This is a genomic window from Halobacillus sp. A1-3 (assembly GCF_050971765.1).
Lineage (GTDB): Bacteria > Bacillota > Bacilli > Bacillales > Halobacillaceae > Halobacillus > Halobacillus mangrovi_B.
The window spans coordinates 38,363-63,688 of the sequence record NZ_JBPCEO010000004.1 but is presented as its reverse complement, the minus strand read 5'-3'; the positions used below and the strand labels follow the sequence as shown (position 1 = coordinate 63,688).

Sequence of the window (25,326 nt, the reverse complement as noted above, 5' to 3'; positions counted from 1 at the left end):
GAAGGGAGCTCAATTAGGTAATTTTTTCATTAGAATACAGTGTTTTATTTTTTCACTAACCTTGTTAGGAAAAAACCATCCGTATCCCATTGATATGGAAAGATTTGTAGTCCGTACTCACTCAACCCTTCTGATTGCTGCAACGGCTTTGGAAGGTCTGTAACAAAGTCTGGATCTATTGAAAAGTCTGGATGATTGTTTAAGAAATATTGAATGGCTTCTTCGTTTTCATGTTGATCTACGGTACATGTACTATATATGAATTTGCCATCTTCCTTAAGAAGTGGAGCTATATGTTCTAGTAGATCATCCTGTATCTTCCTCAAGGAAAAAATATCTTCTTCTTTCTTATGATATTTGATATCAGGTTTTCCTCTAAGAACACCCAATCCTGAACATGGAGCGTCAAGAAGTATTCGATCAAAACTCTGTTCTGGGTGGATATCTTGAAGTGTTCGTGAATCCGCCTGAGCAGCTTCAATTGACGTCAGTTGAAGCTGTTCCGCCTTCTTACTTACCATTTTAGCCTTTTTATCATGCAAATCATACGCAAGAATCTGACCAGTATCTTTCATTTTTTCTGCAATATGTGTAGTTTTTCCTCCTGGTGCACTGCAAGCGTCCAGTACAGTCAAACCTTCTTCCAAATCCATCATCTCTGCTACAATCATGGAGCTTTGATCCTGAACAGTTAATTTTCCTTCTATAAATAATGGATGGTTTAAGATATTGCCTTTAGATACGATTAAACCCTGGTCTGAGAAAATACTTTTTTTTACTTCATATCCATCTCTTTCAAGCTCATCTATTGCAGCGCTTCTAGAGGTTCTCAGCGGCTGTATCCTGACAGACATGGGTAAATGCTGCATATTCGCGCGGCACATTTTTGTCGTGATCTCTTCACCGTATTGCTCCCTCCAACGTTCAACCAGCCACTTAGGATGGCTCGTCTCAACTGCAATACGTTCAATCGGATCAGAAATCTCGTTCAAATCTCTTGTCTCATTCCTCTGTACATTACGTAAAACTCCGTTAGTTAAAGAGGAAATTCCTTTATGACCTTTTTTCTTGGCAATCTCGACAGCTTCATGAAGAATAGCATGATCAGGAACTCGCTCCAAAAATTTCATTTGATAGACTGACATGTATAACAGCCATTTTACCCATGGCTTTAATTTTTTCTGTTTCGATAAATAAGGCTGCAAATAATAGTCAATCAAATCTCTTCTTTGTAATGTTCCATATACGATTTCCGTCAGCAAGCCACCGTCTTGAGGGGACAAATTCTGTTTTTTAATTTCTCTGTCAAGGAGCACATGGCTGAATCCACCCTGTTCACCTATTCTTGTAAGAAGATGAAGCGCCGTTTCTCTGAGGACATATTTACTCATCGTTCTCCCCCAGACGATCGCCTTCAGCAAGAGATTGGCCAGCCCCATTAATAAAGGCCTCACCATTCATTTTCTTTTTCCCGGATGGTTGTAATTCTGTTATCTTCACAGCTTTTCCATCACCTGTCTGAACAAGAAAACCATTATCATCAACTCTAACGACTGTTCCAGGATTTTCGTTAAATGTACCGTTCACTTTCTCTGTCCACCATATTTTCATTGGTTTGCCTTTCCAAAAAGTGAAAGCTACTGGCCATGGATGTAAACCACGAACATGGTCGTAAACCGTCTGCTGATCGTTTGACCAGTCAATAAGCTCCTGTTCCCGTTTTATGTTGGATGCGAAAGTGGCCGTTTCATGATCCTGTTCCTCTGCTTCTAACTCACCTTTTAGCAACTTAGGAAGAGTCTGCGCCAGTAAATCAGCACCAGCTACTGAAAGCTTATCATGGAGGGTTCCTACATGATCATTATCGTCGATCGGAACGGTCACTTTGGCAAGCATGTCTCCTGCATCGAGTTTTTTAACCATATACATAATGGTTACACCCGTTTCCTTCTTCCCTTGAAGGATGGCATAGTGAATCGGAGCACCACCTCTCAACTCTGGTAATAAAGAGGCGTGGACGTTTATGCACCCATATGTAGGCGCCTCTAGCAGTGCCTCAGGCAAGATTTGGCCGAATGCCGCCGTCACAATTAAATCCGGTTTATATTTCAATACCTCTTCATACTCGTTCTTGATCTTCTCTGGCTGGAAAACAGGTATACCATGTTTTTCAGCAGCTACTTTTACAGGAGGGGGAGTCATCACCTTTTTTCTGCCTTTCGGTCGGTCAGGCTGGGTTATGACAAGTACCACTTCGTAACCATCTTCTACGATGCGGTCCAGGACTGGTACTGCAAAATCAGGTGTCCCCATAAATGCAATTCGTGTCATGAAGTGTAGCTCCTTTCTTACATCAACTGATACGGTTGAAAATCTACAATGATTTGCAATCCGTTTTCTTGTTTCAATTCGTCTTCATAGTAATGCAGAATTCGTTCAATTAATTTCCGCTGCTCTGGTTCCTTCTTGTATTTTACCATGCATTGGTATCGATATCTATTGTTGATCCGAGTCAGTGCAGAGGGAGTTGGTCCGAGAATATAGGACTGGTTGGAAAGCTTCTGCTGCATAAATTGAACAATCTTCTGTGTGACATCCTGGACCTTCAACTGGTTTGGATGAGAGACGGTGATCAGGGTCAAAAAATAGTATGGCGGGTAATTGAACGCCTTTCTGAGCTTCATCTCTTCCGCAAAAAATTGTTCATACTCATATTGACTGGCAAGATCAATACTGTAATGGTCAGGTGTGTAAGTCTGCACAATCACTTCGCCAGGCTTTTCGTGGCGCCCTGCTCTTCCACTGACTTGGGTTAGCAGCTGGAAAGTTTTTTCAGAAGCGCGGAAATCAGGAAGATTCAACATGGCATCCGCAGCTAAAACGCCTACAAGTGTGACATTACCAAAATCCAGACCTTTCGCGATCATCTGGGTCCCAAGTAGAATGTCAGCTTCTTTGTTTCCAAACTTCGTAAGTAGACGCTCATGGGCTCCCTTCCTTCGTGTGGTATCTACGTCCATTCTTAATACTCTCGCTTCCGGAATCAATTGCTGCAAGGCTTCTTCTACCTTTTGAGTTCCTGTACCAAAGTAACGGATGGTTTTACTTTCACACTCTGGACATTGAGTAGGCATCGGTTCCTCGTGAGAACAATAATGGCATTTTAAACGATTTTGATTCTTATGATAAGTCAAAGCAATATCACAATGTGGACATTCTTGAACGTGACCACAATCGCGGCACATGACAAAGGTCGAATACCCTCGCCTGTTCAAAAAGAGCACTACTTGCTCTCCTTTTGACAGCCGATCTTCAATTTTCTCTTTTAATATACGAGAGAACATTGAACGGTTTCCTTCATGGAGCTCTTCTCTCATATCTATTAGCTCAACCTCAGGCATGACAGCATTGTTCATCCGTTTTGATAGTGTCAGCAGCTGATAATTCCCCTTGACTGCACGTGCGTAACTTTCCAATGCCGGCGTTGCACTGCCGAGAACCACAGGGCATTGATGATTCTTTGCTCTTTCAATTGCCACATCCCGTGCATGATAACGTGTCCGATCTTCCTGTTTGTAACTCGTCTCATGTTCTTCATCAATGATAATGAGTCCGATATTCGTGAACGGGGCAAATATCGCTGACCTAGCACCAACTACGACTTGTACTTCTTTTCTTTGTATTTTTCTCCATTCATCATATTTCTCTCCTGCAGATAAGGCACTATGCAAGACTGCAACATTTGACCCGAACCTTCCTTTAAACCGTTCAACCATCTGGGGGGTCAGAGCAATCTCTGGCACGAGCATAACCGCTTCTTTTCCCTCATCAATTACTCTTTGAATTGATTGCAAATAGACTTCAGTTTTCCCGCTGCCGGTCACTCCGTGCAAAAGAAACACATCATGCTGCTTTTCTTCTATCGTTTTTAAGATTGGCTGAATTGCCAGCGCCTGCTCTTCTGTAAGTTCAAAAGGTTGGGTTCGTTCAAATTCTCTATTTTCATAGGGATCTCTAAAGACTTCCTGCTTAAACTCCCTTATGATTCCTTGCTTTACAAGAGGCTTCAAGGATGCAGAAGTCGTTGATAAAGTTTCAAGCAATTGTTTCTTTGGCATAGGTTCCTGATGGTTTATAAAAAACCCTACGATTGCACGTTGTTTCTTTGCCTTCGATGAAAGGTCCACAAGAATTTCTTCAAGTCCCATTTCATCCATGATCGCTTCAACCATCGGGGTAACCTTTTTAGTTTCCCTGCTTTTAACTTCGTAATGAACATCGACTTCCCCTTCGTCAATATGTTTTCGCAGGACATGATAACTGATCCCGGCTTGTTCGAATTCTTCATAGTCAATAACTGCCCTTCCGTCAAAAACATCCTCCAGCTCTGATACCAGCTTTTCATCTGAAAGCTTCCAAAGTTCTTTACGATACTTTGCTTTCATCACTTGAGGAAGCATGACCTGTAGGCAAGAAATATAAAAGCTGAGCGTTTGTTGAGAAAGCCATTTTCCGAGGTGAAGAAGTTCATGAGTCAGGACAGGAGTTACATCAAGTACGTCTATGATGTTTTTCACCTTGGAAAAGTCAGTTTCCTCCGCTAGTGATACGACATATCCCATAATTTTTCTCGGTCCAAATGGAATGATGACACGCACCCCTGGCTGGACAATCCCTTCGAATTTTTCGGGGATTCTGTAGTCAAATGGACGGTTCGTATTTTGAGATGGGACGTCAACAATTACATTAGCTATACTCACTCATTGTCACCCTTTATATGATCGGCCGCTTCCTCAATAATTTTCTTGGCCAGCTCATCTTTACTCATAAGTGGAAAAGATTTTTGTTCCCCTTCCTTCGTGAGCCAAAGAGATACATTGGTGTCATGGCCGAAGCCTGCCCCTTCTTCCGATACATTATTGACGACAATAGCGTCAAGGTTTTTCGATTCAAGTTTCTGTCTGCCATACTCCTCTGCATCCTGTGTCTCCGCTGCGAAACCTATTAAGTATTGATGTTCCTTTCGTTCGCCTAATTCCATTAAAATATCCCTTGTGCGCTCCATCTCAACGACATATTCTCCAGGAGATTTTTTCATCTTTTGATCATACGTCACCCTCGGGCGATAATCAGCTACCGCAGCGGATTTAATTACTAAATCGCTCGTTGGGTAATGCTCAAGCACTTGATAATACATCTCTTCAGCTGTCGTCACATCAATCCGTCTAACCCCAGTTGGAGTCGGTAGTTCTACAGGGCCAGAAATCAACGTCACCTCAGCCCCAAGTAATGAAGCTTGACGTGCCAATGCATATCCCATTTTTCCTGTTGAAGGATTTGTAAAGAAACGAACAGGGTCGATCTTTTCCCTTGTAGGCCCTGCAGTAATCAGTACTTTTACTCCTTTAAGCAACTGCGTCTTTTTCTGTTCTTCTTCCAATACCTTTACTATGGTTTCCGGCTCTTCTAAACGTCCTTTCCCTACGTATCCGCAAGCAAGGTAACCTTCCCCTGGTTCGATGAAGTTGAATCCCCATTCATCCAATTGTTTCATATTGTGCATGACAGCTGGATGACTATACATATGTACATTCATAGCGGGAGCTAAATAAACAGGAGCCTCTGTAGCCAATAGAGTCGTGGTCAGCATGTCATCAGCTATACCGCCTGAGAGTTTACCAATGACATTCGCGGTTGCGGGTGCAAGCAAAATCAAATCAGCCCAATCGGCCACATCAATATGTTGGATTTGTGACGGATCCTGTTCGTCGAACGTATCTGTGTAAACGGGTTGTCTTGATAAAGCCTGGAATGTAGTCGGTGCAACAAATTTTTGTGCGCTCACTGTCATAATTACCTTTACTTGCGCCCCGGCCTGGACTAACTTACTCGTCAATGTAGCTGCTTTATAAGCAGCAATTCCACCTGAAACCCCTAAAACAATTCTTTTTCCATTTAACATCCGACACACTCCTTCTGTTGTGAACCCGAATTATGATTGAACCATTTTCTAAAACTTAGAGCAATTGATAAGAAAAACCGCGCTAATTAGGTGTAATAGCGCGGCTCTTGCGTGAATTATGTCGTTTCAGTACGAGACTGGATTTCATCGGAATACGTGAAATTCAGTTTCCCATCACGGATTTCCTCAAGTGCCACTCCGACTTGCTGATGAGAAGTCGGATTATCAATCATCGGAGCACTTCCTTGTTTCAGTTCACGTGCCCTTCTAGCTGACAAAGTTACAAGAGTGTACTTGGATTTGATCTGCTTCTGTAATGAATCAATGGATGGTTCTAACATCATAACTTATTCCTCCAATGCTTTTTTATATTGATTGGCTACACGTTCACGTTTGCAATGTTCACTTGACACAATGGATTGTACCTTCTTAACGGCATGATTAATTTCATCATTAACAACAACGTAATCATAGGCATCCATCATATCGATTTCTTCTTTTGCCGCGAGCAATCGATTTTTCACTTTTTCTTCTGTTTCCGTTCCTCGATTGACAATGCGGTCTTTCAATTCTTCCAAAGAAGGTGGAATCAAGAAGATAAAAACGCCCTGAGGAAAGTTCTCGCGGACTTTCAATGCACCCTGTACCTCGATCTCAAGGAATACATCTTTTCCTTGATCCAAAGTTTGTTCGACATATTGTCTTGGTGTTCCATAATAATTACCAACGTATTCGGCATGTTCGATCAGCTGCCCTTCACTGATCAATTTTTCGAATTCATCTCGGCTTTTGAAAAAATAATCTACTCCATCCACCTCGCCCTCACGCGGCTCACGCGTAGTCATAGATATGGAATAGCGCAAGTCTGTCGATTGATCAAATAGCGCCTTTCGCACTGTACCTTTCCCAACACCCGAAGGTCCGGAAAGAATAAATAAAATTCCTTTCTCATCTATCACAGCAAAGGCCCTCCTAGTTTTCGTCTGAAATCTCGTCGTTATTGATCACGCGTTGACCGACTGTTTCAGGTTGAACAGCGGATAAAACGACATGGTCGCTGTCGGTCACAATGACCGCACGTGTACGGCGTCCGTATGTAGCATCTACTAATTTATTATTGTCACGTGCAACGGTAATGATACGTTTGATTGGAGCGGATTCCGGAGAAACGATCGAAATAATCCGGTTTGCTGAAACCACATTACCAAAGCCGATATTAATTAATTTTAAACTCAAAGCTGTCTCCTCCTTCTTCATACGAAACCTTAAAATGACTACCTCTATTATATGAAAAAACTAGCGGTAAACACAATTGTTATTCAATATTTTGGACTTGTTCTTTCATTTTCTCGATTTCATTCTTTAAATCTACGACCCACTCGGTAAGCTTTGCATCATTGGATTTAGATCCAATCGTATTCACTTCCCTATGCATTTCCTGTACGATGAAATCAAGACGGCGGCCGATAGGTTCTTCCAGCGTCAGGATCTTGGAGAACTGAGATAAATGAGAATGCATACGAGTAAATTCTTCGGTCACATCCCCTTTTTCAGCAAGCAGGCCTACCTCTTGTAAAATTCTCGTATCATCTGGTTGGATTTCTTCTTTGGTATATTCTTCGATCCTTGCACGGATTCGCTCTTTATATTCTTCTACTACATAAGGTCTGCGTGCTTCCAGCTTCTCCAAGAGTGAGCTTACCTTTGTAATTCTTTGATGCAAGTCACTTTTAAGACGCTCGCCCTCTGCCGTTCTCATAACAATCAAGCGATTTAACGCTTCCTCAATAGAAGACGTTAGTGCTTCCTGTAATTCATTTGTATTCTCTTCGATCTCCTGGACCGAAAACACATTCTCTAACTTGGTAACCATATCAATAGATATATGTTCAGTCAAATCGTAGTGAGCCTTAATTTGCTTCAGTTTTTCTACGTATTGATCTAAAATTCTCCAGTCCACATCTACTTTCTTTTCGAATATGCTTTGTCCTTCAACAGTTATAAATAAATCAATCCGCCCTCGTGAAAGAACTTCTCGAATTTTACGTTTTAATTTTTCTTCTATGAACATAAGATTCCGCGGCATTTTTGCGGAAATGTCCAAAAAACGGTGGTTAACAGAACGAATCTCAACATGAAGACGAGTTTCTGCGACTTCAATACTCTTTTTCCCATAACCTGTCATACTTTTAACCATATATCATCACATCCAACTATCATTTAGAATCGCCTATCTAATTTTACCAAAATACTCAAACGTAATGCGAATCATTGACGATATTTAATCATATATTTAGAGATTCAGAAGAAAATCATGCTATACTGAAGAATTAGAGAGGTGAACGCTATGTCTTTTGATGGAATTGTAACTAGAGCGATTACGAATGAATTAAACAGGACAATACAGTCCGGAAGAGTTATGAAAATTTATCAACCTACAGATACGGAACTAATTTTCACAGTAAGGGCACAAAGGAAAAATCACACCCTTTTACTGTCTGCGCACTCGAGTTATGCTCGGTTTCATTTAACCAATGACCAGTACTCTAACCCTAAAGAGCCTCCTATGCTCTGTATGCTATTACGTAAACATCTCGTCGGAGGTTTTGTTGAGAAAATTGAACAAGTGGAAATGGAACGGATCGTCAAGTTCCATATACGGAGCAGGAATGAAATCGGGGATGAAACGGTAAAAACGTTAATAATCGAGGTGATGGGGAAACACTCGAACATCCTTTTGGTCGATGAAGAACAAGGGCATATTTTAGACAGCATCAAACACTTGCCCCCTTCTCAAAATCGCCATCGCACGATCATGCCAGGACAGCCTTACAAACTTCCTCCAGAACAAGGAAAAATAAGCCCTATAGATTTGGAGCCAGAATCTCTGATTAAAAAACTGGATTTTAATGCTGGAAAGATGGATAAACAAATCCTTGGAATTGTCATGGGATTCTCCCCAATGATCACAAAGGAAATTGCCTATCAAGCCAAGCTTGGAGGAACCGAAGCTTATAAAAAAGCTTATGATCAACTACGGGAGCGAATCATAACCCATGATTATCAACCAAAAGTACATTTTGGAGTTCGGGAACAGTTTCATGTTCTGCCGCTCCATGACTTCTCTGACGAAGCAGAGGAATTTGATAGCGTCAGTGCCATGCTAGACGCCTACTACTCAGGAAAAGCAGAACGAGATCGTGTTAAACAGCAAGCCGGAGATCTCTACCGTTTTATGAAAAACGAACGAGATAAAAATATTCGGAAAATCAAGAAGCACCACCATACACTGAAAAAATCAGAATCAGCAGAAGAATATCAGCGCCTTGGCGAACTGTTGACCGCTCATATGCATATGGTTAAAAACGGGGATAGCGAAGTAAAGGTCGTAGATTATTACGATCCTAACCAAGCAGAAAGGACGATTGAACTGAACCCGAATAAAACTCCAAGTGAAAACGCTCAAAGCTATTTCCAAACCTATCAAAAGCTGAAAAAGTCTAAGCAAGTGGTCCAACAGGAAATTAAAAAAGCGGAAGATGAGATTCAATATTTTGAAAGACTTATTCAACAAGTTGAATCTGCTCGAGAACAGGATATCGAAGAAATCAGAGAAGAGCTACGTGAACAGGGTTATTTGAAGAAAAAAACTTCCTCTTCGAACAAGAAAAAGAACAAACCTGCAAAACCGTCACCTGAAAGTTTCTTATCAACTGATGGTACCCCTATTTTTGTAGGAAGAAATAATAAGCAAAATGAATATCTGACAAATCGCATGGCCAATAAATCGGACATTTGGCTACACGCCAAAGACATCCCAGGGTCTCACGTCGTCATTCGGGGTGAAAACCCTTCTGAAGATACACTATTTGAGGCAGCTCAATTGGCAGCCAATTTTAGTAAATCTAGTAAGTCTTCCACCGTTCCTGTCGATTACACCCAGATCAAACATGTGAAGAAGCCATCAGGAGCAAAGCCAGGATACGTTATTTATGATCACCAACAAACTTTGTTTGTAACACCTGAATCATCTTATGTTAAGAAATTAAAACAACTAGCTAAGGAAAAAAGCCGTGACTCTTAGGGTCACGGCTTTTTACTTGCAGGTTATCTGACTTTTTTAAATTTAGAGCATGTAAATTACGCCTACTAAGATTAAACGGTAAATCGCAAAAGGAATAAGCTTTATTTTATTGATAAGCTTCAAAAAAAACTGAATTGATAGAAAAGCAAAGATAAACGCACTTATGAATCCAGCGGAAAATAATGGAAGTGCGTTCAGTGAAAAGAATTCAAAGTTCTTGTAAAGAGACAAGCAGCTTGCCCCAAGCATAATCGGAACAGCCATGATGAAGGTAAAATGAGCAGCAGAGCGATGACTCATGCTAAACATAACACCTGCTACCTTTATCATATGAATGATAGAGGAAGGGCATATAGACCACCCTCTCTTATTTTATTTTTACCATTTGTTTTATCTCCTCACTATTAAACATCGTCCATGAGAAATCAAGCCAGTATTCTTCCCAGTGAACCCCAGCGATCCTACCAGACAAGTAGATTCCACCAAGCAGAACCAGAATAATAAAAATCGACATGGTAAATGATTCAATCTCATCTTTAAATTTGTCAACTCTCATGTAATCTTTATCTCCTCAATACGAATTTAATTTTGTTTGTGACCTTGGTACATTCGTTATGAGGAAGACCATAAATATTTTGAGTGGAATTTTCTTTGAATCATAAACCTCCGAGACGCAAAATACGCAATCCAGCGAACTTGGGGTTTTTGATTGTACATATTTATTAATAAGAATAGGAGGAACAGAGCGGTAAGCGCTAAATACGGATACCTCTTTTCCTTTGTGACAAATGGATGGAAGGGAAGAAATGCTTGGTCAGAAATAACGATACCTGAAGAAGTAAAAGTGAACTCAGTAGCCTGCTCATTTCTTCGCTCACTAGGATCTAGTTGATTTACAAACACAAATAGGGCAGTCAATAATAGAGCCAGCCTAAATTTGTCCAACTCTTTTCCCTCCTTCCTTTCCCTATTATATCAACTATTAGGAAATCCTAGCACCTTTATTACCGCTAAATTAACTAATGTAGAAGATCCGTTAATCTAAAAACTGAAGACCCTGTGAGTCTTCAGCTTCGTTGACCTTGTTTTGTTATTGGAATAAATATATCAAAGTGTGGGTTATCAAATTCACGATCTTTTGGATAGCGCTCATGCTTAATAGGAAGCGGATCGTAATAAGTTCTATCAGCTTCTTCATAAGGCTTATAATCACTTTCCATAATCCATCTATAGATCTTGTCGTATGTTTCTCCGATATTTTGATTTTTACGATAGTGTACCTTCAAGTAAGTCAACTCAGGAACCGTAATGTCTACCATTCCTTCAGGGATTGGATGATCTTCATTCACTTCATAACTTGAAAAATGGACGAACCCATCAGGGCGCAGATGATAAGATAATCCTAGTTGGATATCAGGGTCGATGGCGTCTATCTCATCTATTCTCTTACTCATTCGGTCAATTTTTTTCTTTAACTCGGGTACCTCCTCATATGGCCCTTCCCACTTTAGCCCGATTGCACGATAAGTTGGAAGCAAAACAATCTCTTTATTCAAATCAGTCACTACACCACTTCCTTTTTAAAAATTTATATTTATGATTAGTTCGTTAAGAATTCAGGAAACCCTGCCTGCATCAAATAAAGTTACAAATGAGAAAAACCGTAATGGAGATCTCCATCACGGTTTCACGAACTACGTTAAAAAGTATGCGAAAATAGCGATTGACCCTAGATAGGAAAAAACGGCCTGTGCCCAATACCTGTTCCTTTCATTCCTTAGCATATAAATATTCCACAATATGAATAAAGTAAGCGAGCCAATTAAACTGAGAAGCGGTTCCCACGACCACATCGACTCCATGAAAGAAAAAGCCACCCATGTATATAAATAAACAAAACAAGTTAAAAGTCCAAGGGAGGCATTCATTAAAATAAAAAAGGAATGTTTTCTGGATTTCATTGTCATCGACATCACCAATACTTTCTGATGATTCCATCGTACAAGTAAGGGCTTTAAATAGCAACTGTCTGGTAGTTTAAGAGTTTGTAAAAATATAAGGGTCATTCCGCCATTGAGCCATACGTTCTCTCTCATTTTCATCCATTAGGTTGTCGTTTACTAATTGTTCCAAAAGCTCTTCGTAGCTTGCAATTGAGTTATACGTCAACCCTTTTTCAGTAAAAGCATCTGTTGCTTTTTGAAGACCGTACGTAAAGATGGATAACACTTCAATGACTACAACACCTTCTGCTTTTAAGGCATCGGCAGCTTGAATCGAGGACTTCCCGGTTGAAATTAAGTCCTCAATGACCACCACACGCTGCCCAGCTTCGATCTTTCCTTCAATCTGGTTGCCTTTTCCATGTTTTTTTGCTGATGAACGTACGTAAACCATTGGCAGGTCCAACTTTTCTGCTACCCAGGCCGCATGAGGGATTCCTGCAGTCGCACATCCAGCGATTACATCAACTGGCGTCTCAAGCTTCTGGATTTTTTCTACAAACGCATCGGCAATACGACGACGGATCTCAGGATAAGACATTGTCAGCCGATTATCACAGTAAATCGGAGAACGTAATCCTGAGGTCCACGTAAACAAGTCCTCTGTTTCAATTTTGACTGCTCCGATTTTAATTAAGTCTTGTATTATGTTGGAAGTCACGGTGAAATTCCTCCTTGATTTGTTGGTAAACGGCATGAGGATCATCCGCTTCCCTTATTGCACGTCCTACAACGATGGAATCACTCCCTTTCTCCATCGCGACTGCAGGCGTAGCGACACGCTTTTGGTCATGCTTAACGCCACCTTCAAGTCGTATGCCAGGAGTCAAAGCATAAAGGTTTGTGTATTCCTTGATCAATTGTGCCTCTTCAACAGAGCATACAACGCCGTCTACGCCATTTTTCTCTGCAAGCTCACCATAATGCTCTACTACCTCACTTAATGGGCGATCGAGTAATAGTTCTTTTTCAATCATTGTTTGATCTGTAGAGGTGAGCATCGTTACAGCTAATAGTAAAGGTCGCTTCTCTGGTGATCCTTCCTCAAGCCCTCTTCTTGCGGCATTCATCATCATTCCGCCTCCTTGAGCATGGACGTTGACGACATCCACCTTCAATTTGGCGAGATTACGCATAGAGCGCCTTACTGTTTCTGGAATGTCATGTAACTTCAAATCAAGAAAGATGGAATGGCCTGCTTCTTTCAACTGATGGATCATTCCAGGACCTTCGCGGTAAAAAAGCTCCATTCCCACTTTGACTGGAATGCCACGGAGATGATGGTTTTTCAAAAATTCCATTGCTTCTTTTCCTGTTTCAAAATCAAGTGCGAAATACACCGGCTCGAGACGGTTCATGATGCGCACCTCCAATGACTTCCTCGATAGAATGGAAGCCGAATTTTTTCAATGTGCCAGGCAATTCATCAATGATCTCTTTGCAGATCAACGGATTTTTGAAATTTGCACTTCCGATTGCAACTGCACTTGCCCCAGCGAGTAAGAATTCAATAACATCCTCTGCAGTTTCGATACCGCCCATTCCGATGATCGGCAGGTCTACCTCCTTATACACCTGATGTATCATGCGAATAGCCACAGGCTTGATCGCAGCTCCTGATAATCCGCCTGTTAGGTTTGAAATAATCGGTTTTCTCGTTGCAGGGTCAATACGCATGCCTGTCAACGTATTGATCATCGTCAAGCCATGCGCACCTCCTGCCTGAACGGCTTTTGCCATCGACACGATATCTGTGACATTTGGGGATAGCTTTACATAGACAGGAACAACACTTGCTTCAACAACCTTTTTAGTTACCTCTTCAGCAAGTAAAGGATCCGTACCAAATTGCACGCCTCCCTCTTTTACGTTTGGACAGGAGATGTTTAATTCAAGAGCATTCACATGATGAGAAATTTTTTCCGCTACTTGTACATACTCTTCTACGGTACTTCCAGCTACATTGGCAATAATCGGCATGTCGTATTCTTGTAAAAACGGGATCTCGTCCTTTATGATTGAGTCCACGCCAGGGTTCTGCAATCCGATCGCATTCAGCATGCCGCTTGAAGTTTCAGCAACCCTCGGGGTACCATTTCCAAACCGCTTTTCACCTGTAGCGGCTTTCATGATAACAGCGCCAAGGGCGGACAAGTTATAAAACTGTGTGAACTCTTTTCCAAAGCCGAAGCAACCAGAAGCGGGCATAATTGGATTTTTCAAGGATAGTCCCGGTAAAGTTTGGTAAAGGGTCATGAAAGCACGACCTCCTTCGCATCAAAAACAGGACCATCGCAACAAATTCTTCTATAACCCTTTTCATCATTAGAAGGCACAACACAGGCAAAACATGCCCCGATTCCACAACCCATACGTTCTTCCATTGAGATGTAGCCAGGAACATCGGAAAGTTCACTTGCTACTGCTTTTAACATAACAGTCGGACCGCAAGTAAAGTACGTATCAAATCTTCCTTTTACATGAGGAAAAAGATCAGTCACTAACCCTTGATGACCTAAGGTGCCATCATTTGTAGTCACATATACGTCTCCAATGGATTCGAACTCATCAACTAGAAAAGCTTCTTCAGCAGATTGGAATCCAAGAATACTCGTTACTTGTACACCATCTTTCTCTAGCTGCTTGGCTAAATAATAGAGAGGAGGAACTCCAATACCTCCTCCAACAAGTAAAGCTTGCTTTGTGTTGATCTTATTAATAGGAAATCCTTGCCCCCCGGGTCCAAGGACATCAACTTTTTCAGCGACTTTCTTTTCTGTCATCGCATCCGTACCTTTTCCCATTACTTTATATAATAGAGTCATTGTTTTGTTTTCCATATCAATGTCAGAGATGGAAACTGGACGACGCAAATAATAATCTTTACTTATTTGAATATGCACGAACTGTCCAGGCTCTGAGACATCACAGACCATCTCGCCCTCTAGGACGAGACGGTAAGTTTGTTTTGCAATTTCTTGGTGCTCGATGATCGTCATCCATTCGCGTCTCATGACGTCACCCTTTCCACTGGTGTAATGGCACGTGCGCTAAAGGACATTGCATTAATGACGTCTACAATAGTTCGTGCGGTATCAAGGCTCGTTAAGCAGGCAATACCGTGCTCTACAGCTTCTCTTCTGATACGGAAACCGTCAGACCTTGCTCTCATTCCTTTATTAAGTGTGTTGACAACTACTTGCACATCACCATTTTGAATCAAATCGATCACATCTCGTTGTGAAGAACCGACTTTGCCTACCGCTTCTACTGGAATGTTCGCTTCTGCGATAACGGATGCTGTCCCTTCTGTTGCGAATAGCTGGAATCCTAGTTCGTAGAATGTTTCGGCTATCGAAAGCATTTCATTTTTATCTTTGTCAGCCACTGTTAAAAGGACAGATCCATGAGTAGGGATCTTCAGTCCTGCAGATGTCATTCCTTTGTATAAGGCTTTTTCCAGCGTTTCATCGTATCCAATTACTTCTCCTGTGGACTTCATCTCTGGTCCGAGCGTCGTATCAACACTACGTAGTTTTTCGAAAGAGAAGACGGGCACTTTTACGTAAACTCCATTTGGCTTTTGTGCTACACCGGATGAATAGCCATATTCTTTCAAACGATTCCCAAGGATGACATAGGTAGCAAGTCTTGCCATAGGAACGCCAGTGATTTTACTTAAAAATGGAACCGTACGACTTGCTCTTGGATTGACCTCAAGGACATACGCTATTCCATCATGAACGACGAATTGAATATTAATTAATCCTTTCATGTTGAGTTCTCGTGCGATTTTCGTCGTTGCGTCGATACACTGCTGCTCCAGTTCCTTAGATAAACGCTGAGTCGGATATACAGCCATGGAATCTCCAGAGTGCACGCCGGCACGTTCAATGTGCTCCATAATTCCAGGGATGAAGACATCTTCACCATCTGAGATCGCATCTACTTCGATCTCCATACCTGTCATGTATTTATCAACTAAGATCGGATGACCATTATGCACAGTTACGTTGTTTTCTAAATAAGACTCAAGTTCAGCTTCAGAGTAGACAATCGCCATTGCTCGTCCACCAAGCACATAAGACGGACGGACAACAACTGGATATCCAACTTTCTCAGCAGCAGCAAAAGCTTCTTCTTCACTCGTTACACTTTCCCCACCTGGCTTGGCGATTTCAAGTTTGTTCAGCAATTGTTCAAACAAATCACGATCTTCTGTCTGATTGATTGCATCCATAGTTGTTCCAAGGATTTGTACACCTTGACGGCTCAAATCTTCTACAAGGTTAATCGCAGTCTGACCGCCAAACTGTACAATCACGCCTTCCGGCTGTTCCAGGTCGATGACATTCATGACGTCTTCTAACGTGAGTGGTTCAAAATAAAGCTTATCTGAAACACTGAAGTCTGTGGAAACCGTTTCTGGATTATTGTTCATGATAATTGCTTCGTAGCCCATCTCTTTTAATGCAAGCACAGAATGGACGGTTGCATAGTCGAATTCGACTCCTTGCCCTATACGAATCGGTCCGGAACCGATGACGAGTACTTTCTTATTCGTAGACTGAACAGATTCATTTTCTTCTTCATAGCTGCTATAAAAATATGGCGTCTCAGAAGCGAACTCTCCTGCACACGTATCCACCATCTTGTAAACAGGGCGGATATTATGTTCACGTCGTATGTCGAGCACTTCTTCAACCGTTTTATCTGTCACCCTGGCAATCTGCTGATCAGAAAATCCAACCTTTTTCACCTTTTCTAAGAGATCTGTCGTGAGCCCATCTTTTGTAAGTGATTCTTCAAGATCTATAATTCGTTTCATTTTGTAAAGGAAGAAAAAGTCGATGCCTGTGATCTCATGAATAGTCTCTAACGAATATTTTCTTCTTAAAGCTTCAGCCAATATAAAGATCCGCTCATCATCCGCTCGCTTCATTCTTGTTTGCAGTTCATCATCCGATAATTTAATAATCGATGGAAGGTAAAGGTCTTCTGTTACGCCTTCTAAAGAGCGAACTCCTTTTAACAGCGACTCTTCCAACGTACGTCCGATTGACATGACTTCCCCTGTCGCCTTCATTTGCGTACCTAGTCTGCGATTTCCTTTGGCGAATTTATCAAATGGCCAGCGAGGAATTTTTGTTACCACATAATCTAGAGCTGGTTCGAAGCAAGCGTAAGTCGTCCCTGTAATTGGATTTTTGATTTCATCCAGCGTCATGCCAATTGAAATTTTCGCAGCCAGTTTGGCAATCGGATAGCCGGTTGCTTTTGATGCTAAAGCAGAAGAACGGCTGACCCTTGGGTTTACCTCAATGATGTAGTACTGAAAGCTGTGCGGGTCAAGAGCAAGTTGAACATTACAGCCGCCTTCGATATTTAATGCACCGATGATGTCTAATGAGGCATTTCGAAGCATTTGATATTCCCTGTCACTAAGCGTCTGGGATGGAGCTACAACGATCGAGTCCCCTGTATGAATACCAACTGGGTCAAAGTTTTCCATGTTACAAACGACTATTTTGTTATCGTTGCTATCACGCATAACTTCATACTCGATCTCTTTAAAGCCTGCGATATTTTTCTCAATAAGACACTGGCTGACTGGTGACATAGACAATCCGTTTCGAGCTGTTTCTCTCAGTTCAGCTTCGTTATCACACATGCCTCCTCCAGCACCGCCCATCGTGTAGGCAGGACGAACAATAACTGGATAACCGATGTCTTCTGCGAAGTTAACTGCCGCATCCACTGAACTGACGATTTCACTTTCTGGTACAGGTTGATTCATTTGATGCATAAGAGCTCGGAATTTTTCACGGTCTTCCGCCTGTTCAATTGCATCGAGAGGAGTACCAAGAAGCTCCACCTTGTATTGTTCAAGAATACCTGATTCACTGAGCTCTACCGCCATGTTAAGTCCTGTCTGTCCTCCAAGCGTAGGCAGTATCGCATCCGGCTTTTCTTTTCGAATGATTTTACTCATAAAATCAAGTGTGAGCGGCTCCATATAGACCTGATCAGCAAACGTATGATCCGTCATGATCGTTGCTGGGTTTGAGTTGGCTAAAATAACCTCGTACCCTTCTTCTTTCAAGGATTGGCAAGCTTGAGTACCAGAATAGTCAAATTCTGCTGCCTGTCCGATGACGATCGGTCCTGATCCGATCACTAGAATTTTCTTTATATCTGTACGCTTAGGCATGTGGAGTCCTCCTTCTTCGTTCCTTGTGCATCTTTAATACGCTGTAAAAACTCATCAAACAGATGTGAGGTATCTTCAGGTCCCGGTGAGCTTTCCGGGTGATACTGTACCGAAAACACAGGGTGCAGGGCGTGTTCAAGCCCTTCAACTGTTTCGTCGTTCAACGAAAATTGAGTAAGTCGTAGTTTAGTAGATTCCAGGGACTCTTGATCAACGGCATACCCATGATTTTGAGATGTAATGAAAGTTCTTCCTGTCCGCAGATCCTTCACAGGCTGATTCGCCCCTCGATGTCCGAATTTCATTTTAGAAGTATCTGCACCGGCTGCAAGAGCAATAAGCTGGTGACCGAGACAAATACCGAACACCGGAATTGCACCAATCAGGTCACGGATAGTCTGGATCGCTTCTGGTACACTTTTTGGATCTCCTGGGCCATTAGAGAGCATGACCCCATCTGGTTTCAAACGCTCAATTTCTTCTGCAGATGTATTATACGGTACAACGGTTACGTGACAGTTTCTTTTCGTAAACTCTCTTAATATTCCATGTTTCATACCATAATCCACAAGCACGATGCGGTATCCTCGACCTGGTACTACATAAGGTTTTACCGTTGACACTTGCTTTACTTGATCGGTTGCAAGAGGAGTATCCTCAAGGATTCTCAGCACTTCTTCCACAGATCGATCTACTGAAGTTATCATCGCTTTCATCGTTCCATACTCACGAATGATTTTAGTTAGCTTTCTTGTATCAATTCCGCTAATTCCAGGGATTTTTTTCGCTTTTAGAAAGGAGTCCAATGTTTCCTCATTTCTAAAATTCGAAGGAAACTCGCAATGCTCTTTTACAATGACACCTAAAATAGCAGGATTGACCGTTTCAAAATCATCGCGATTGATTCCATAATTTCCGACCAATGGATATGTGAAGGTTACGAGCTGTCCACAGTAGGAAGGATCAGAAATAACTTCTTGATATCCTGTCATTCCTGTGTTGAATACGACCTCTCCAATTGTTTCCCTGTCACTTCCAAACCCTTCACCTTTAAACACCGTGCCATCCTCAAGAACGAGCTGTTTCATGTTTAGCCTCCTCAAATACGATTTCTCCATTTACTAGCGTCATAACTGGCCATCCTTTCAAATTCCGTCCATGAAAAGGGCTGTTCTTTCCTTTTGAAACCAGTTGATGTCGATCTACTTCTTTTTCTGAGTCTAAGTCTACAATGGTCAAATCAGCTGGGCTCCCTTCTTCTAAACACCCATAAGGGAGTGAAAATGCTTCTGCAGGCTTGACTGTCAGCCATTCTACTAAGTCTTTCATTGTAGCCAATCCGGTTTCGACCATATGCGTATATAAAAGCGGAAAAGCTGTTTCCAAACCTGTAATTCCAAATGGAGAATACCGGAACCCTTGCTGCTTTTCTTCCTCAGTATGGGGAGCATGATCAGTCGCAATAAAATCGATTGTTCCATCATGCAAGCCTTCAATTAACGCTTTTTGATCTTCTTTTGAACGAAGCGGTGGATTCATTTTGAAGAGTGCATCGTCTTCTTTTACATCTGTTTCATTGAGTAAAATATGATGCGGTGTCACTTCAGCGGTTACTTTGATTCCAGCTCGTTTTGCGTCTCTTATGACTCTAACAGACTCTTTTGTAGAAACGTGGCAGACATGGTAATGGCAGTCTGCTGCTTCAGCTAAAAGCACGTCACGAGCGATTTGCACAGATTCGGCCACGTTTGGAATTCCTGGCAGACCCAGACGCTCACTGACCTCTCCCTGGTGTGAAACCCCACCGTAAACGAGTGAATTGTCTTCACAATGAGCTACAATTGCCTTATTTAACCGGCTTGCCTGCTTCATGGCTTCAAACATTTTTCCCGCCGTTTGCACACCGACTCCATCATCTGTAAAAGCAAATGCTCCAAGATCACTTAAAGCTTCCATGTCGACAATCTCTTTACCAAGCTGCCTTGTCGTAATCGAGGCGTAAGGAAGAACTCTTACGCTTGCATCTAAGTTAATTTTTTCTAATAATGCTGTTAATGTTTCAGGGGAGTCAGGAACCGGGCGTGTATTCGGCATTGCACATACAGTTGTGAAACCTCCTTTTGCCGCCGCTTTCGTTCCAGTTTCAATGGTTTCTTTCGCTTCTCCACCTGGCTCTCTTAGGTGAACATGGACATCCACCAGACCCGGTAGAAGCAGTAGACCTTTAGCATCTATCGTGTGATCAGCATGTTGATCAATTGTATCTGCAACCTTAGAGATTTCACCTTGTGAAATCAGAACCTCACATTTCTCATAAGATCCGCTTACAATTCGCTTAGCGTTTATAATTTTTTTACTCATTTACAGCTCCCCTTTCATAAGTGCTTGGATGACAGCCATCCTCACTGTTACACCATTGGTCATTTGCCTGAAAATCCTTGATTTACTAGATTCAACTAATTCACTATCAATTTCCACACCACGATTGACTGGTGCAGGGTGAAGGATAATAGCGTGGTCTTTCATGCGAGCTTCACGCTCCTTCGTTAGTCCAAATTGTTCCAAATAGGACGTGGATGACATCGTTTGATCGTGCCTTTCATGCTGAATGCGTAATAGCATCAACACATCACAACGATCGACCGCCTCGTCCATCGTTATGTAATTGGTAGTGAGAGAGTGATCCTGCCACTCTGGCTTTGTTACAAAAGAGACATTTGCTCCTAATTGGTTCAAGGCATGAGCATTTGATCTAGCAACCCTGCTATGCTTTAAGTCTCCAGCAATCGCAACATTCAAACCTTGAAAACGAGCAAACTGCTCATGGATTGTGTATAAATCAAGCAGGGATTGAGTCGGGTGTTCTCCACAACCATCTCCTGCATTAATTAGAGAGAGGTTAAGGTCTTCCGCACAACTATTCAGCAAACCGACTTCTGATTGGCGGACAACTGCCAGTTCAACCCCAATTGCTTCAAGAGTTTTCAAAGTATCGTATAGACTTTCTCCTTTGGTAATGCTTGAATCCATGCCATCCAAAGAAAGAACCTCCATACCAAGTCTCTTTTCAGCAATATGGAAACTGCTTTTAGTTCTTGTACTGGGTTCAAGGAATAAGTTTGCCGCAAAGCGCCCTTGAAAAGGTGAGGTTCCATTGCCTTTTTCTATTTCCTTAACCATGGAAAACAACTGATAAATATCTTCGTTTGATAAGTGCTTCATGGAAAGTAAATGTTTTCTCGAGCTAATCAAATTCATGGTCATCTCTCCTTTTTGTGGGACAGGTACGCAATTTTTATATTCGGTACCTGGTAGCCTCTTCTGTAATTGTGGTGCCGGGTATGAAAAAAGCACCCCCAGGTGTGCTGGGGGTGCTTTGCTCGCATGACAAGCGAGCCAAACCCTAGTACACCTTTGTGAGCCTCACGGGACTCATTTAAAACGTGTGCTGGTTTCGCTATGCGACTCCATTTTTTCTTTGTTGATTCTCTGTTTCTTCTTTTGGTGCTTCGAACATCTTTCCGTTTCCTTCACCTTTTTCTTTTCCAGGAAGGATTAGATTCAGAAGGACACCGATAATGGCGGCAAGCGCCATGCCTGCGATTTGAATGTCTTCATTTACTTGGACGAATGCTCCTCCAACACCGATGACAAGGATAACAGATGAAATAATCAAGTTTCGTTTCTCGCCAAAATCAATTTGGTTGTCTATAAGCATACGCAGCCCGCTGGAAGCGATAATTCCGAAGAGTAGGATGGAAACTCCGCCCATTACTGCAGTAGGAATCGAACTAATAACTGCTGTAATCATGCCGACAAAACCGAACACGATGGCGACCACTGCCGCTCCTCCGATGACAAATACGCTGTATACTCTTGTTATGGCTAGTACACCGATGTTCTCACCGTAGGTTGTATTCGGTGGTCCGCCTAAGAAAGAAGCAATCATCGTAGCGACTCCGTCTCCTAGGATAGAACGGTTCAGTCCTGGTTCTTTTAAGAAGTTTTTTCCTACAACTTTTGAAAGTACCATCTGATCTCCTGTGTGCTCTGTAATGGTTACAAGCGCGAACGGAATCATAAGGGCTGCTATTTCCCAGCTGATAACTTCAAATGGAGAGAAATCAACGAAAGGCACAACAAAGTCTGGTGCTTGGAAAATTGCAGCAAGTACTCCACCAATCGAACCAGCTGAAGTAATGGCTGCCCATTCTTCTTGAATCCCACTCGTGTCGACAATTCCCTGGGTCATCGCGAAAATGTAACCCCCAACAATTCCGAACAGAATCGGTACTAGTGAGAAAAACCCTCGGAAGAAGATCGATGCAATGATAGTTATAGCTAAAGTCACTAAGGCAACCATCAGATGCGTGCCACTATACACATTTCCTTCTTGTCCTGGCAGGTACATAGCCATATCCACTGCGGTTGATGCGAGGCCGAGACCGATAACGATAATGACAGGTCCCACAACAATTGGTGGTAATAACTTCATTAACCATTTAGTACCGAACATGGAGATAAGAAGAGCAACGAGGCCATACACAAGACCGGTCAGGAAACTTCCAACCATGGCTCCGGCAACTCCACTCGATTTCGAAACTTCTATAATTGGAGCGATAAAAGCAAAGCTAGATCCGAGATAGGCTGGTATCTTCCCTCTCGTGATTAGTATATAAGCAAGCGTACCGAACCCGCTTGATACGAGTGCGACCGCTGGTGAAAGTCCTGTCAAAAATGGAACGAGAATGGTTGCTCCAAACATGGCGAACAAGTGCTGCAAGCTTAGTGTCAACCATTTATGCATTTTTGGTACTTCATTAACATCAAGGGCTGCTTTATGTTGATTCATCCTTAATTCCTCCTAAAGTCATGATTGTTATTCTTCTTCCTGCTGAACACTCGCCTCCGCTTTTCCTTGTCTAGCTCTGGCTCATAGCGACTAGCGAGACTTCCCTCGCTTCTGTACGATAAGTCAACATCGAATCACTTCGTTCTTCGTGTTTCCTTTATCTCCTCCAGCTCAGTCCAGTCCGTACGTCGCTGAACACTCGCCTCCGCTTTTCTACACAAAAAAAACTCTTTGCGCTCAAAAGGTACGCAAAGAGGTAGACGTGTTTACAGTACACGTTGCTTCCATACGAACCTTCTAAGCCTCACGGGACTTCTTTTAAAGGTTGCAACTCATTTATTTTTCATAAATTTTCACTTCATCGGCTTGATCAGTTTCTGATAGAGTCACGGTCACAACTTCATCGTGAGAAGTAGGTACGTTTTTACCAACAAAATCTGCTCGTATCGGAAGCTCCCTGTGACCACGATCTACGAGGACAGCAAGCTGTATCTGAGCAGGTCTGCCATGATCAATTAAGGCGTCCATTGCGGCACGCACCGTTCGACCAGTGTATAGAACATCATCAACTAAGATTACTTTTTTCCCATCAATATCAGTCTGAATATTTGTTTCTTTAATTTCTGGTTCTGCTTGGTTCTGCTTCGGAGTTAAATCATCCCGATACAAAGTGATGTCAAGCTCCCCTCCAGGAATATCAAAACTCTCTATTTCCTGAATTTTTTCCTTAAGACGCTGAGCGATCGGTACACCTCTTGTTTTAATCCCGACAAGGACTAGATCTTCCACTCCCTTATTTTTTTCAATAATTTCATGGGAGATTCTTGTTAACGCTCTCCGAATCGCTGCATCATCTAAAACGGTTGCTTTGGCTTTCATAATCGGGGACCTCCATTCTGCTGTTGACTTTGTCCTTTTAATTAAGGGTACTAAAAACCCCTTTTCTACACAGAGGCAGAAAAGGGGTTTTAGATACATGTCTCACATGTATATTCCGTTACCTTTCCAGCCTCACAGGACTGCTCTTAAAGGACTATTTAATTCTACGTTAGATTATGACAAACAGATCGAAATTTGTCAATGGTTAATTTCAATTCATTGAATGCCAAATGTAAAAATCGTTCGCTTTGAGTAAGACTGTTCCTTATCTAGGATAATATTTGGAAAGCCCACTTCATGCAAGGAAGCCGGAGAACTTTGCGTTTCAAAGCATAAGCCCGCATGTTTCTTCGGTTTCCCCTCAGCTAATTCTATTCCCTCAGGAAAGCTATTAGACGTATAGATAACAATACCTGGCTGGTCTGTCTCTATACTCAATGTCCTTCCAGACTTCGGATCTTCCAAATAAACATCTACTTCACGGTGTTTATCAAACTTAAAGAAATGGTCCATTCCACCATTAGCAATTTTTTGCTGAGGAGTTTCATATGTAAATACACTTTCTAATTTTTTCTTATCCCGAAAATCAAATGGGGAATCTGTAACGTCTAACCACTTTCCTGTTGGAATTAACTCCTTATCAAGTTCTACCATTTTCGAACTGTCTAAACACAGTTCCTGATCTTCCAATGTTCTTTTATTATTGCCACTCAGATTAAAATACGTGTGATTCGTTAATGTTAAAGGAGTCGTTTTGTCCGAACTCGCCTCATAAGAAATGATAAACTTATTATCATTAGTAAGTGTATAAGTGACCTCAACCTTCACTTGACCAGGATATCCACCATCACCATCTGGACTGACCATCGAAAGTTTTGCTCCAACCTCTTCCTCTGTCTCATAAGGAGATACTTCCCAGATCCTTGAATGGAAACCGTTTTTCCCTCCATGTAAATGGTTGTCGCCTTCATTAGGATCAAGTTGATAATTTTGTCCATTTATTTCGAAAGAAGATTGTTTGATACGGCCAGCAACACGACCGATGAGTGCGCCAAAATAGATAGGATTATCTAAGTAATCGTTATGGTTTTTGAAGGCAAGTACAACATTCTCCTTATTTCCATTTCTGTCTGGAACGGATATGTCCGTAATGATTCCTCCGTAGTTTATAAATTCGACATACATGCCTTGATCATTTACAAGACGATATACATTCCAAGTCTGATTTCCTTTGACTTGGACTTCGCTATTTTGTATTTTCAATCTGCTCATCCTTTCTACTCTTGTGCTACATGAAAAGCATTAATGATCGGTTTGTAATTATAAAAAAAGAAC

Annotated in this window: 24 protein-coding genes and 1 pseudogene; 1 reads left to right on the top strand and 24 read right to left on the bottom strand. The window is 41.9% G+C overall.

The window, feature by feature from the left end:
- Positions 1 to 44: 44 nt before the first annotated feature.
- The 8 genes from rsmB to ACRYKC_RS08115 form a co-directional block, all read right to left on the bottom strand.
- Positions 45 to 1,391, bottom strand: a complete 1,347-nt coding sequence (gene rsmB / locus ACRYKC_RS08150) for a 16S rRNA (cytosine(967)-C(5))-methyltransferase RsmB (protein ID WP_433806247.1) — start codon at positions 1,389 to 1,391, stop codon at positions 45 to 47.
- A complete protein-coding gene (gene fmt, locus ACRYKC_RS08145) occupies positions 1,384 to 2,331 on the bottom strand; it encodes a methionyl-tRNA formyltransferase (protein WP_433806246.1) in 948 nt (315 codons plus the stop codon). The genes rsmB and fmt overlap by 8 nt, the downstream gene beginning before the upstream one ends.
- 17 nt (positions 2,332 to 2,348) lie before the next feature.
- A complete protein-coding gene (gene priA / locus ACRYKC_RS08140) occupies positions 2,349 to 4,760 on the bottom strand; it encodes a primosomal protein N' (protein ID WP_433806245.1) in 2,412 nt (803 codons plus the stop codon).
- On the bottom strand, positions 4,757 to 5,962 hold the full coding sequence (gene coaBC, locus ACRYKC_RS08135; protein ID WP_433806244.1) for a bifunctional phosphopantothenoylcysteine decarboxylase/phosphopantothenate--cysteine ligase CoaBC: 1,206 nt from the start codon (positions 5,960 to 5,962) through the stop codon (positions 4,757 to 4,759). The genes priA and coaBC overlap by 4 nt, the downstream gene beginning before the upstream one ends.
- 116 nt (positions 5,963 to 6,078) lie before the next feature.
- Positions 6,079 to 6,306 (bottom strand): DNA-directed RNA polymerase subunit omega, encoded by a 228-nt coding sequence (gene rpoZ / locus ACRYKC_RS08130; RefSeq protein WP_085029998.1) that lies wholly within the window; start codon positions 6,304 to 6,306, stop codon positions 6,079 to 6,081.
- A gap of 3 nt (positions 6,307 to 6,309) precedes the next feature.
- A complete protein-coding gene (gmk, locus tag ACRYKC_RS08125; protein ID WP_433806243.1) occupies positions 6,310 to 6,921 on the bottom strand; it encodes a guanylate kinase in 612 nt (203 codons plus the stop codon).
- Positions 6,922 to 6,934: 13 nt separating this feature from the next.
- Entirely contained in the window at positions 6,935 to 7,198 is a 264-nt protein-coding gene (remA, locus tag ACRYKC_RS08120) for an extracellular matrix/biofilm regulator RemA (protein WP_035545527.1), read from the bottom strand.
- A 79-nt stretch (positions 7,199 to 7,277) separates the two neighbouring features.
- On the bottom strand, positions 7,278 to 8,159 hold the full coding sequence (locus ACRYKC_RS08115; RefSeq protein WP_433806242.1) for a YicC/YloC family endoribonuclease: 882 nt from the start codon (positions 8,157 to 8,159) through the stop codon (positions 7,278 to 7,280).
- A gap of 150 nt (positions 8,160 to 8,309) precedes the next feature.
- On the opposite strand from ACRYKC_RS08115, the gene ACRYKC_RS08110 reads away from it, so the two are divergent.
- The gene (locus tag ACRYKC_RS08110) at positions 8,310 to 10,046 is read left to right on the top strand and encodes an Rqc2 family fibronectin-binding protein (RefSeq protein WP_433806241.1); all 1,737 of its coding nucleotides are present in this window, start codon (positions 8,310 to 8,312) and stop codon (positions 10,044 to 10,046) included.
- A gap of 42 nt (positions 10,047 to 10,088) precedes the next feature.
- Here the strand turns inward: ACRYKC_RS08110 and ACRYKC_RS08105 are convergent.
- The 16 genes and pseudogenes from ACRYKC_RS08105 to ACRYKC_RS08030 form a co-directional block, all read right to left on the bottom strand.
- Positions 10,089 to 10,361, bottom strand: a pseudogene (locus ACRYKC_RS08105) (undecaprenyl-diphosphate phosphatase); the annotation flags it as partial.
- Between the two features lie 52 nt (positions 10,362 to 10,413).
- Positions 10,414 to 10,602: a hypothetical protein gene (locus tag ACRYKC_RS08100; protein WP_433806240.1), complete on the bottom strand. Its 189-nt coding sequence runs from the start codon at positions 10,600 to 10,602 to the stop codon at positions 10,414 to 10,416.
- 56 nt (positions 10,603 to 10,658) lie between these two features.
- Positions 10,659 to 10,991 (bottom strand): hypothetical protein, encoded by a 333-nt coding sequence (locus ACRYKC_RS08095; RefSeq protein WP_433806239.1) that lies wholly within the window; start codon positions 10,989 to 10,991, stop codon positions 10,659 to 10,661.
- Between the two features lie 122 nt (positions 10,992 to 11,113).
- Complete coding sequence (locus ACRYKC_RS08090; protein ID WP_433806238.1) at positions 11,114 to 11,611, bottom strand: GyrI-like domain-containing protein; 498 nt, start codon at positions 11,609 to 11,611, stop codon at positions 11,114 to 11,116.
- A 205-nt stretch (positions 11,612 to 11,816) separates the two neighbouring features.
- Positions 11,817 to 12,044 carry a hypothetical protein gene (locus tag ACRYKC_RS08085; RefSeq protein WP_433806237.1) on the bottom strand — a complete coding sequence of 76 codons (228 nt, stop codon included), beginning with the start codon at positions 12,042 to 12,044 and terminating at the stop codon, positions 11,817 to 11,819.
- Positions 12,045 to 12,083: 39 nt separating this feature from the next.
- Positions 12,084 to 12,746 (bottom strand): orotate phosphoribosyltransferase, encoded by a 663-nt coding sequence (pyrE, locus tag ACRYKC_RS08080; protein WP_433806236.1) that lies wholly within the window; start codon positions 12,744 to 12,746, stop codon positions 12,084 to 12,086.
- Positions 12,679 to 13,407: an orotidine-5'-phosphate decarboxylase gene (gene pyrF, locus ACRYKC_RS08075; RefSeq protein ID WP_433806235.1), complete on the bottom strand. Its 729-nt coding sequence runs from the start codon at positions 13,405 to 13,407 to the stop codon at positions 12,679 to 12,681. Before pyrF ends, pyrE begins: the two co-directional genes overlap by 68 nt.
- Positions 13,373 to 14,305: a dihydroorotate dehydrogenase gene (locus ACRYKC_RS08070; RefSeq protein WP_433806234.1), complete on the bottom strand. Its 933-nt coding sequence runs from the start codon at positions 14,303 to 14,305 to the stop codon at positions 13,373 to 13,375. The genes pyrF and ACRYKC_RS08070 overlap by 35 nt, the downstream gene beginning before the upstream one ends.
- Positions 14,302 to 15,063: a dihydroorotate dehydrogenase electron transfer subunit gene (locus tag ACRYKC_RS08065; protein WP_433806233.1), complete on the bottom strand. Its 762-nt coding sequence runs from the start codon at positions 15,061 to 15,063 to the stop codon at positions 14,302 to 14,304. The genes ACRYKC_RS08070 and ACRYKC_RS08065 overlap by 4 nt, the downstream gene beginning before the upstream one ends.
- Positions 15,060 to 18,260, bottom strand: a complete 3,201-nt coding sequence (gene carB, locus ACRYKC_RS08060) for a carbamoyl-phosphate synthase large subunit (protein WP_433806232.1) — start codon at positions 18,258 to 18,260, stop codon at positions 15,060 to 15,062. The genes ACRYKC_RS08065 and carB overlap by 4 nt, the downstream gene beginning before the upstream one ends.
- Positions 18,239 to 19,348 carry a carbamoyl phosphate synthase small subunit gene (locus ACRYKC_RS08055; RefSeq protein ID WP_433806231.1) on the bottom strand — a complete coding sequence of 370 codons (1,110 nt, stop codon included), beginning with the start codon at positions 19,346 to 19,348 and terminating at the stop codon, positions 18,239 to 18,241. Before ACRYKC_RS08055 ends, carB begins: the two co-directional genes overlap by 22 nt.
- Positions 19,329 to 20,621, bottom strand: coding sequence for a dihydroorotase (locus ACRYKC_RS08050; RefSeq protein WP_433806230.1), 1,293 nt, complete (start codon positions 20,619 to 20,621; stop codon positions 19,329 to 19,331). The genes ACRYKC_RS08055 and ACRYKC_RS08050 overlap by 20 nt, the downstream gene beginning before the upstream one ends.
- Positions 20,622 to 21,518 carry an aspartate carbamoyltransferase catalytic subunit gene (locus tag ACRYKC_RS08045; RefSeq protein ID WP_433806229.1) on the bottom strand — a complete coding sequence of 299 codons (897 nt, stop codon included), beginning with the start codon at positions 21,516 to 21,518 and terminating at the stop codon, positions 20,622 to 20,624.
- 199 nt (positions 21,519 to 21,717) lie between these two features.
- Entirely contained in the window at positions 21,718 to 23,112 is a 1,395-nt protein-coding gene (locus tag ACRYKC_RS08040; protein ID WP_433806228.1) for a solute carrier family 23 protein, read from the bottom strand.
- A 336-nt stretch (positions 23,113 to 23,448) separates the two neighbouring features.
- Entirely contained in the window at positions 23,449 to 23,991 is a 543-nt protein-coding gene (pyrR, locus tag ACRYKC_RS08035; protein ID WP_433806227.1) for a bifunctional pyr operon transcriptional regulator/uracil phosphoribosyltransferase PyrR, read from the bottom strand.
- Between the two features lie 216 nt (positions 23,992 to 24,207).
- Positions 24,208 to 25,263, bottom strand: coding sequence for an aldose epimerase family protein (locus tag ACRYKC_RS08030; RefSeq protein WP_433806226.1), 1,056 nt, complete (start codon positions 25,261 to 25,263; stop codon positions 24,208 to 24,210).
- Positions 25,264 to 25,326 lie beyond the last annotated feature (63 nt).

What these genes read in the sequence shown, in the direction of transcription:
- rsmB (WP_433806247.1), bottom strand. Translation starts at nt 1,391, where the DNA reads ATGAGTAAATATGTCCTCAGAGAAACGGCGCTTCATCTTCTTACAAGA.
- fmt (WP_433806246.1), bottom strand. Translation starts at nt 2,331, where the DNA reads ATGACACGAATTGCATTTATGGGGACACCTGATTTTGCAGTACCAGTC.
- coaBC (WP_433806244.1), bottom strand. Translation starts at nt 5,962, where the DNA reads ATGTTAAATGGAAAAAGAATTGTTTTAGGGGTTTCAGGTGGAATTGCT.
- rpoZ (WP_085029998.1), bottom strand. Translation starts at nt 6,306, where the DNA reads ATGATGTTAGAACCATCCATTGATTCATTACAGAAGCAGATCAAATCC.
- ACRYKC_RS08115 (WP_433806242.1), bottom strand. Translation starts at nt 8,159, where the DNA reads ATGGTTAAAAGTATGACAGGTTATGGGAAAAAGAGTATTGAAGTCGCA.
- ACRYKC_RS08110 (WP_433806241.1), top strand. Translation starts at nt 8,310, where the DNA reads ATGTCTTTTGATGGAATTGTAACTAGAGCGATTACGAATGAATTAAAC.
- ACRYKC_RS08100 (WP_433806240.1), bottom strand. Translation starts at nt 10,602, where the DNA reads ATGAGAGTTGACAAATTTAAAGATGAGATTGAATCATTTACCATGTCG.
- ACRYKC_RS08085 (WP_433806237.1), bottom strand. Translation starts at nt 12,044, where the DNA reads ATGGAATCATCAGAAAGTATTGGTGATGTCGATGACAATGAAATCCAG.
- pyrE (WP_433806236.1), bottom strand. Translation starts at nt 12,746, where the DNA reads ATGCCGTTTACCAACAAATCAAGGAGGAATTTCACCGTGACTTCCAAC.
- pyrF (WP_433806235.1), bottom strand. Translation starts at nt 13,407, where the DNA reads ATGAACCGTCTCGAGCCGGTGTATTTCGCACTTGATTTTGAAACAGGA.
- ACRYKC_RS08070 (WP_433806234.1), bottom strand. Translation starts at nt 14,305, where the DNA reads ATGACCCTTTACCAAACTTTACCGGGACTATCCTTGAAAAATCCAATT.
- ACRYKC_RS08065 (WP_433806233.1), bottom strand. Translation starts at nt 15,063, where the DNA reads ATGAGACGCGAATGGATGACGATCATCGAGCACCAAGAAATTGCAAAA.
- carB (WP_433806232.1), bottom strand. Translation starts at nt 18,260, where the DNA reads ATGCCTAAGCGTACAGATATAAAGAAAATTCTAGTGATCGGATCAGGA.
- ACRYKC_RS08055 (WP_433806231.1), bottom strand. Translation starts at nt 19,348, where the DNA reads ATGAAACAGCTCGTTCTTGAGGATGGCACGGTGTTTAAAGGTGAAGGG.
- ACRYKC_RS08050 (WP_433806230.1), bottom strand. Translation starts at nt 20,621, where the DNA reads ATGAGTAAAAAAATTATAAACGCTAAGCGAATTGTAAGCGGATCTTAT.
- ACRYKC_RS08045 (WP_433806229.1), bottom strand. Translation starts at nt 21,518, where the DNA reads ATGAATTTGATTAGCTCGAGAAAACATTTACTTTCCATGAAGCACTTA.
- ACRYKC_RS08040 (WP_433806228.1), bottom strand. Translation starts at nt 23,112, where the DNA reads ATGAATCAACATAAAGCAGCCCTTGATGTTAATGAAGTACCAAAAATG.
- pyrR (WP_433806227.1), bottom strand. Translation starts at nt 23,991, where the DNA reads ATGAAAGCCAAAGCAACCGTTTTAGATGATGCAGCGATTCGGAGAGCG.
- ACRYKC_RS08030 (WP_433806226.1), bottom strand. Translation starts at nt 25,263, where the DNA reads ATGAGCAGATTGAAAATACAAAATAGCGAAGTCCAAGTCAAAGGAAAT.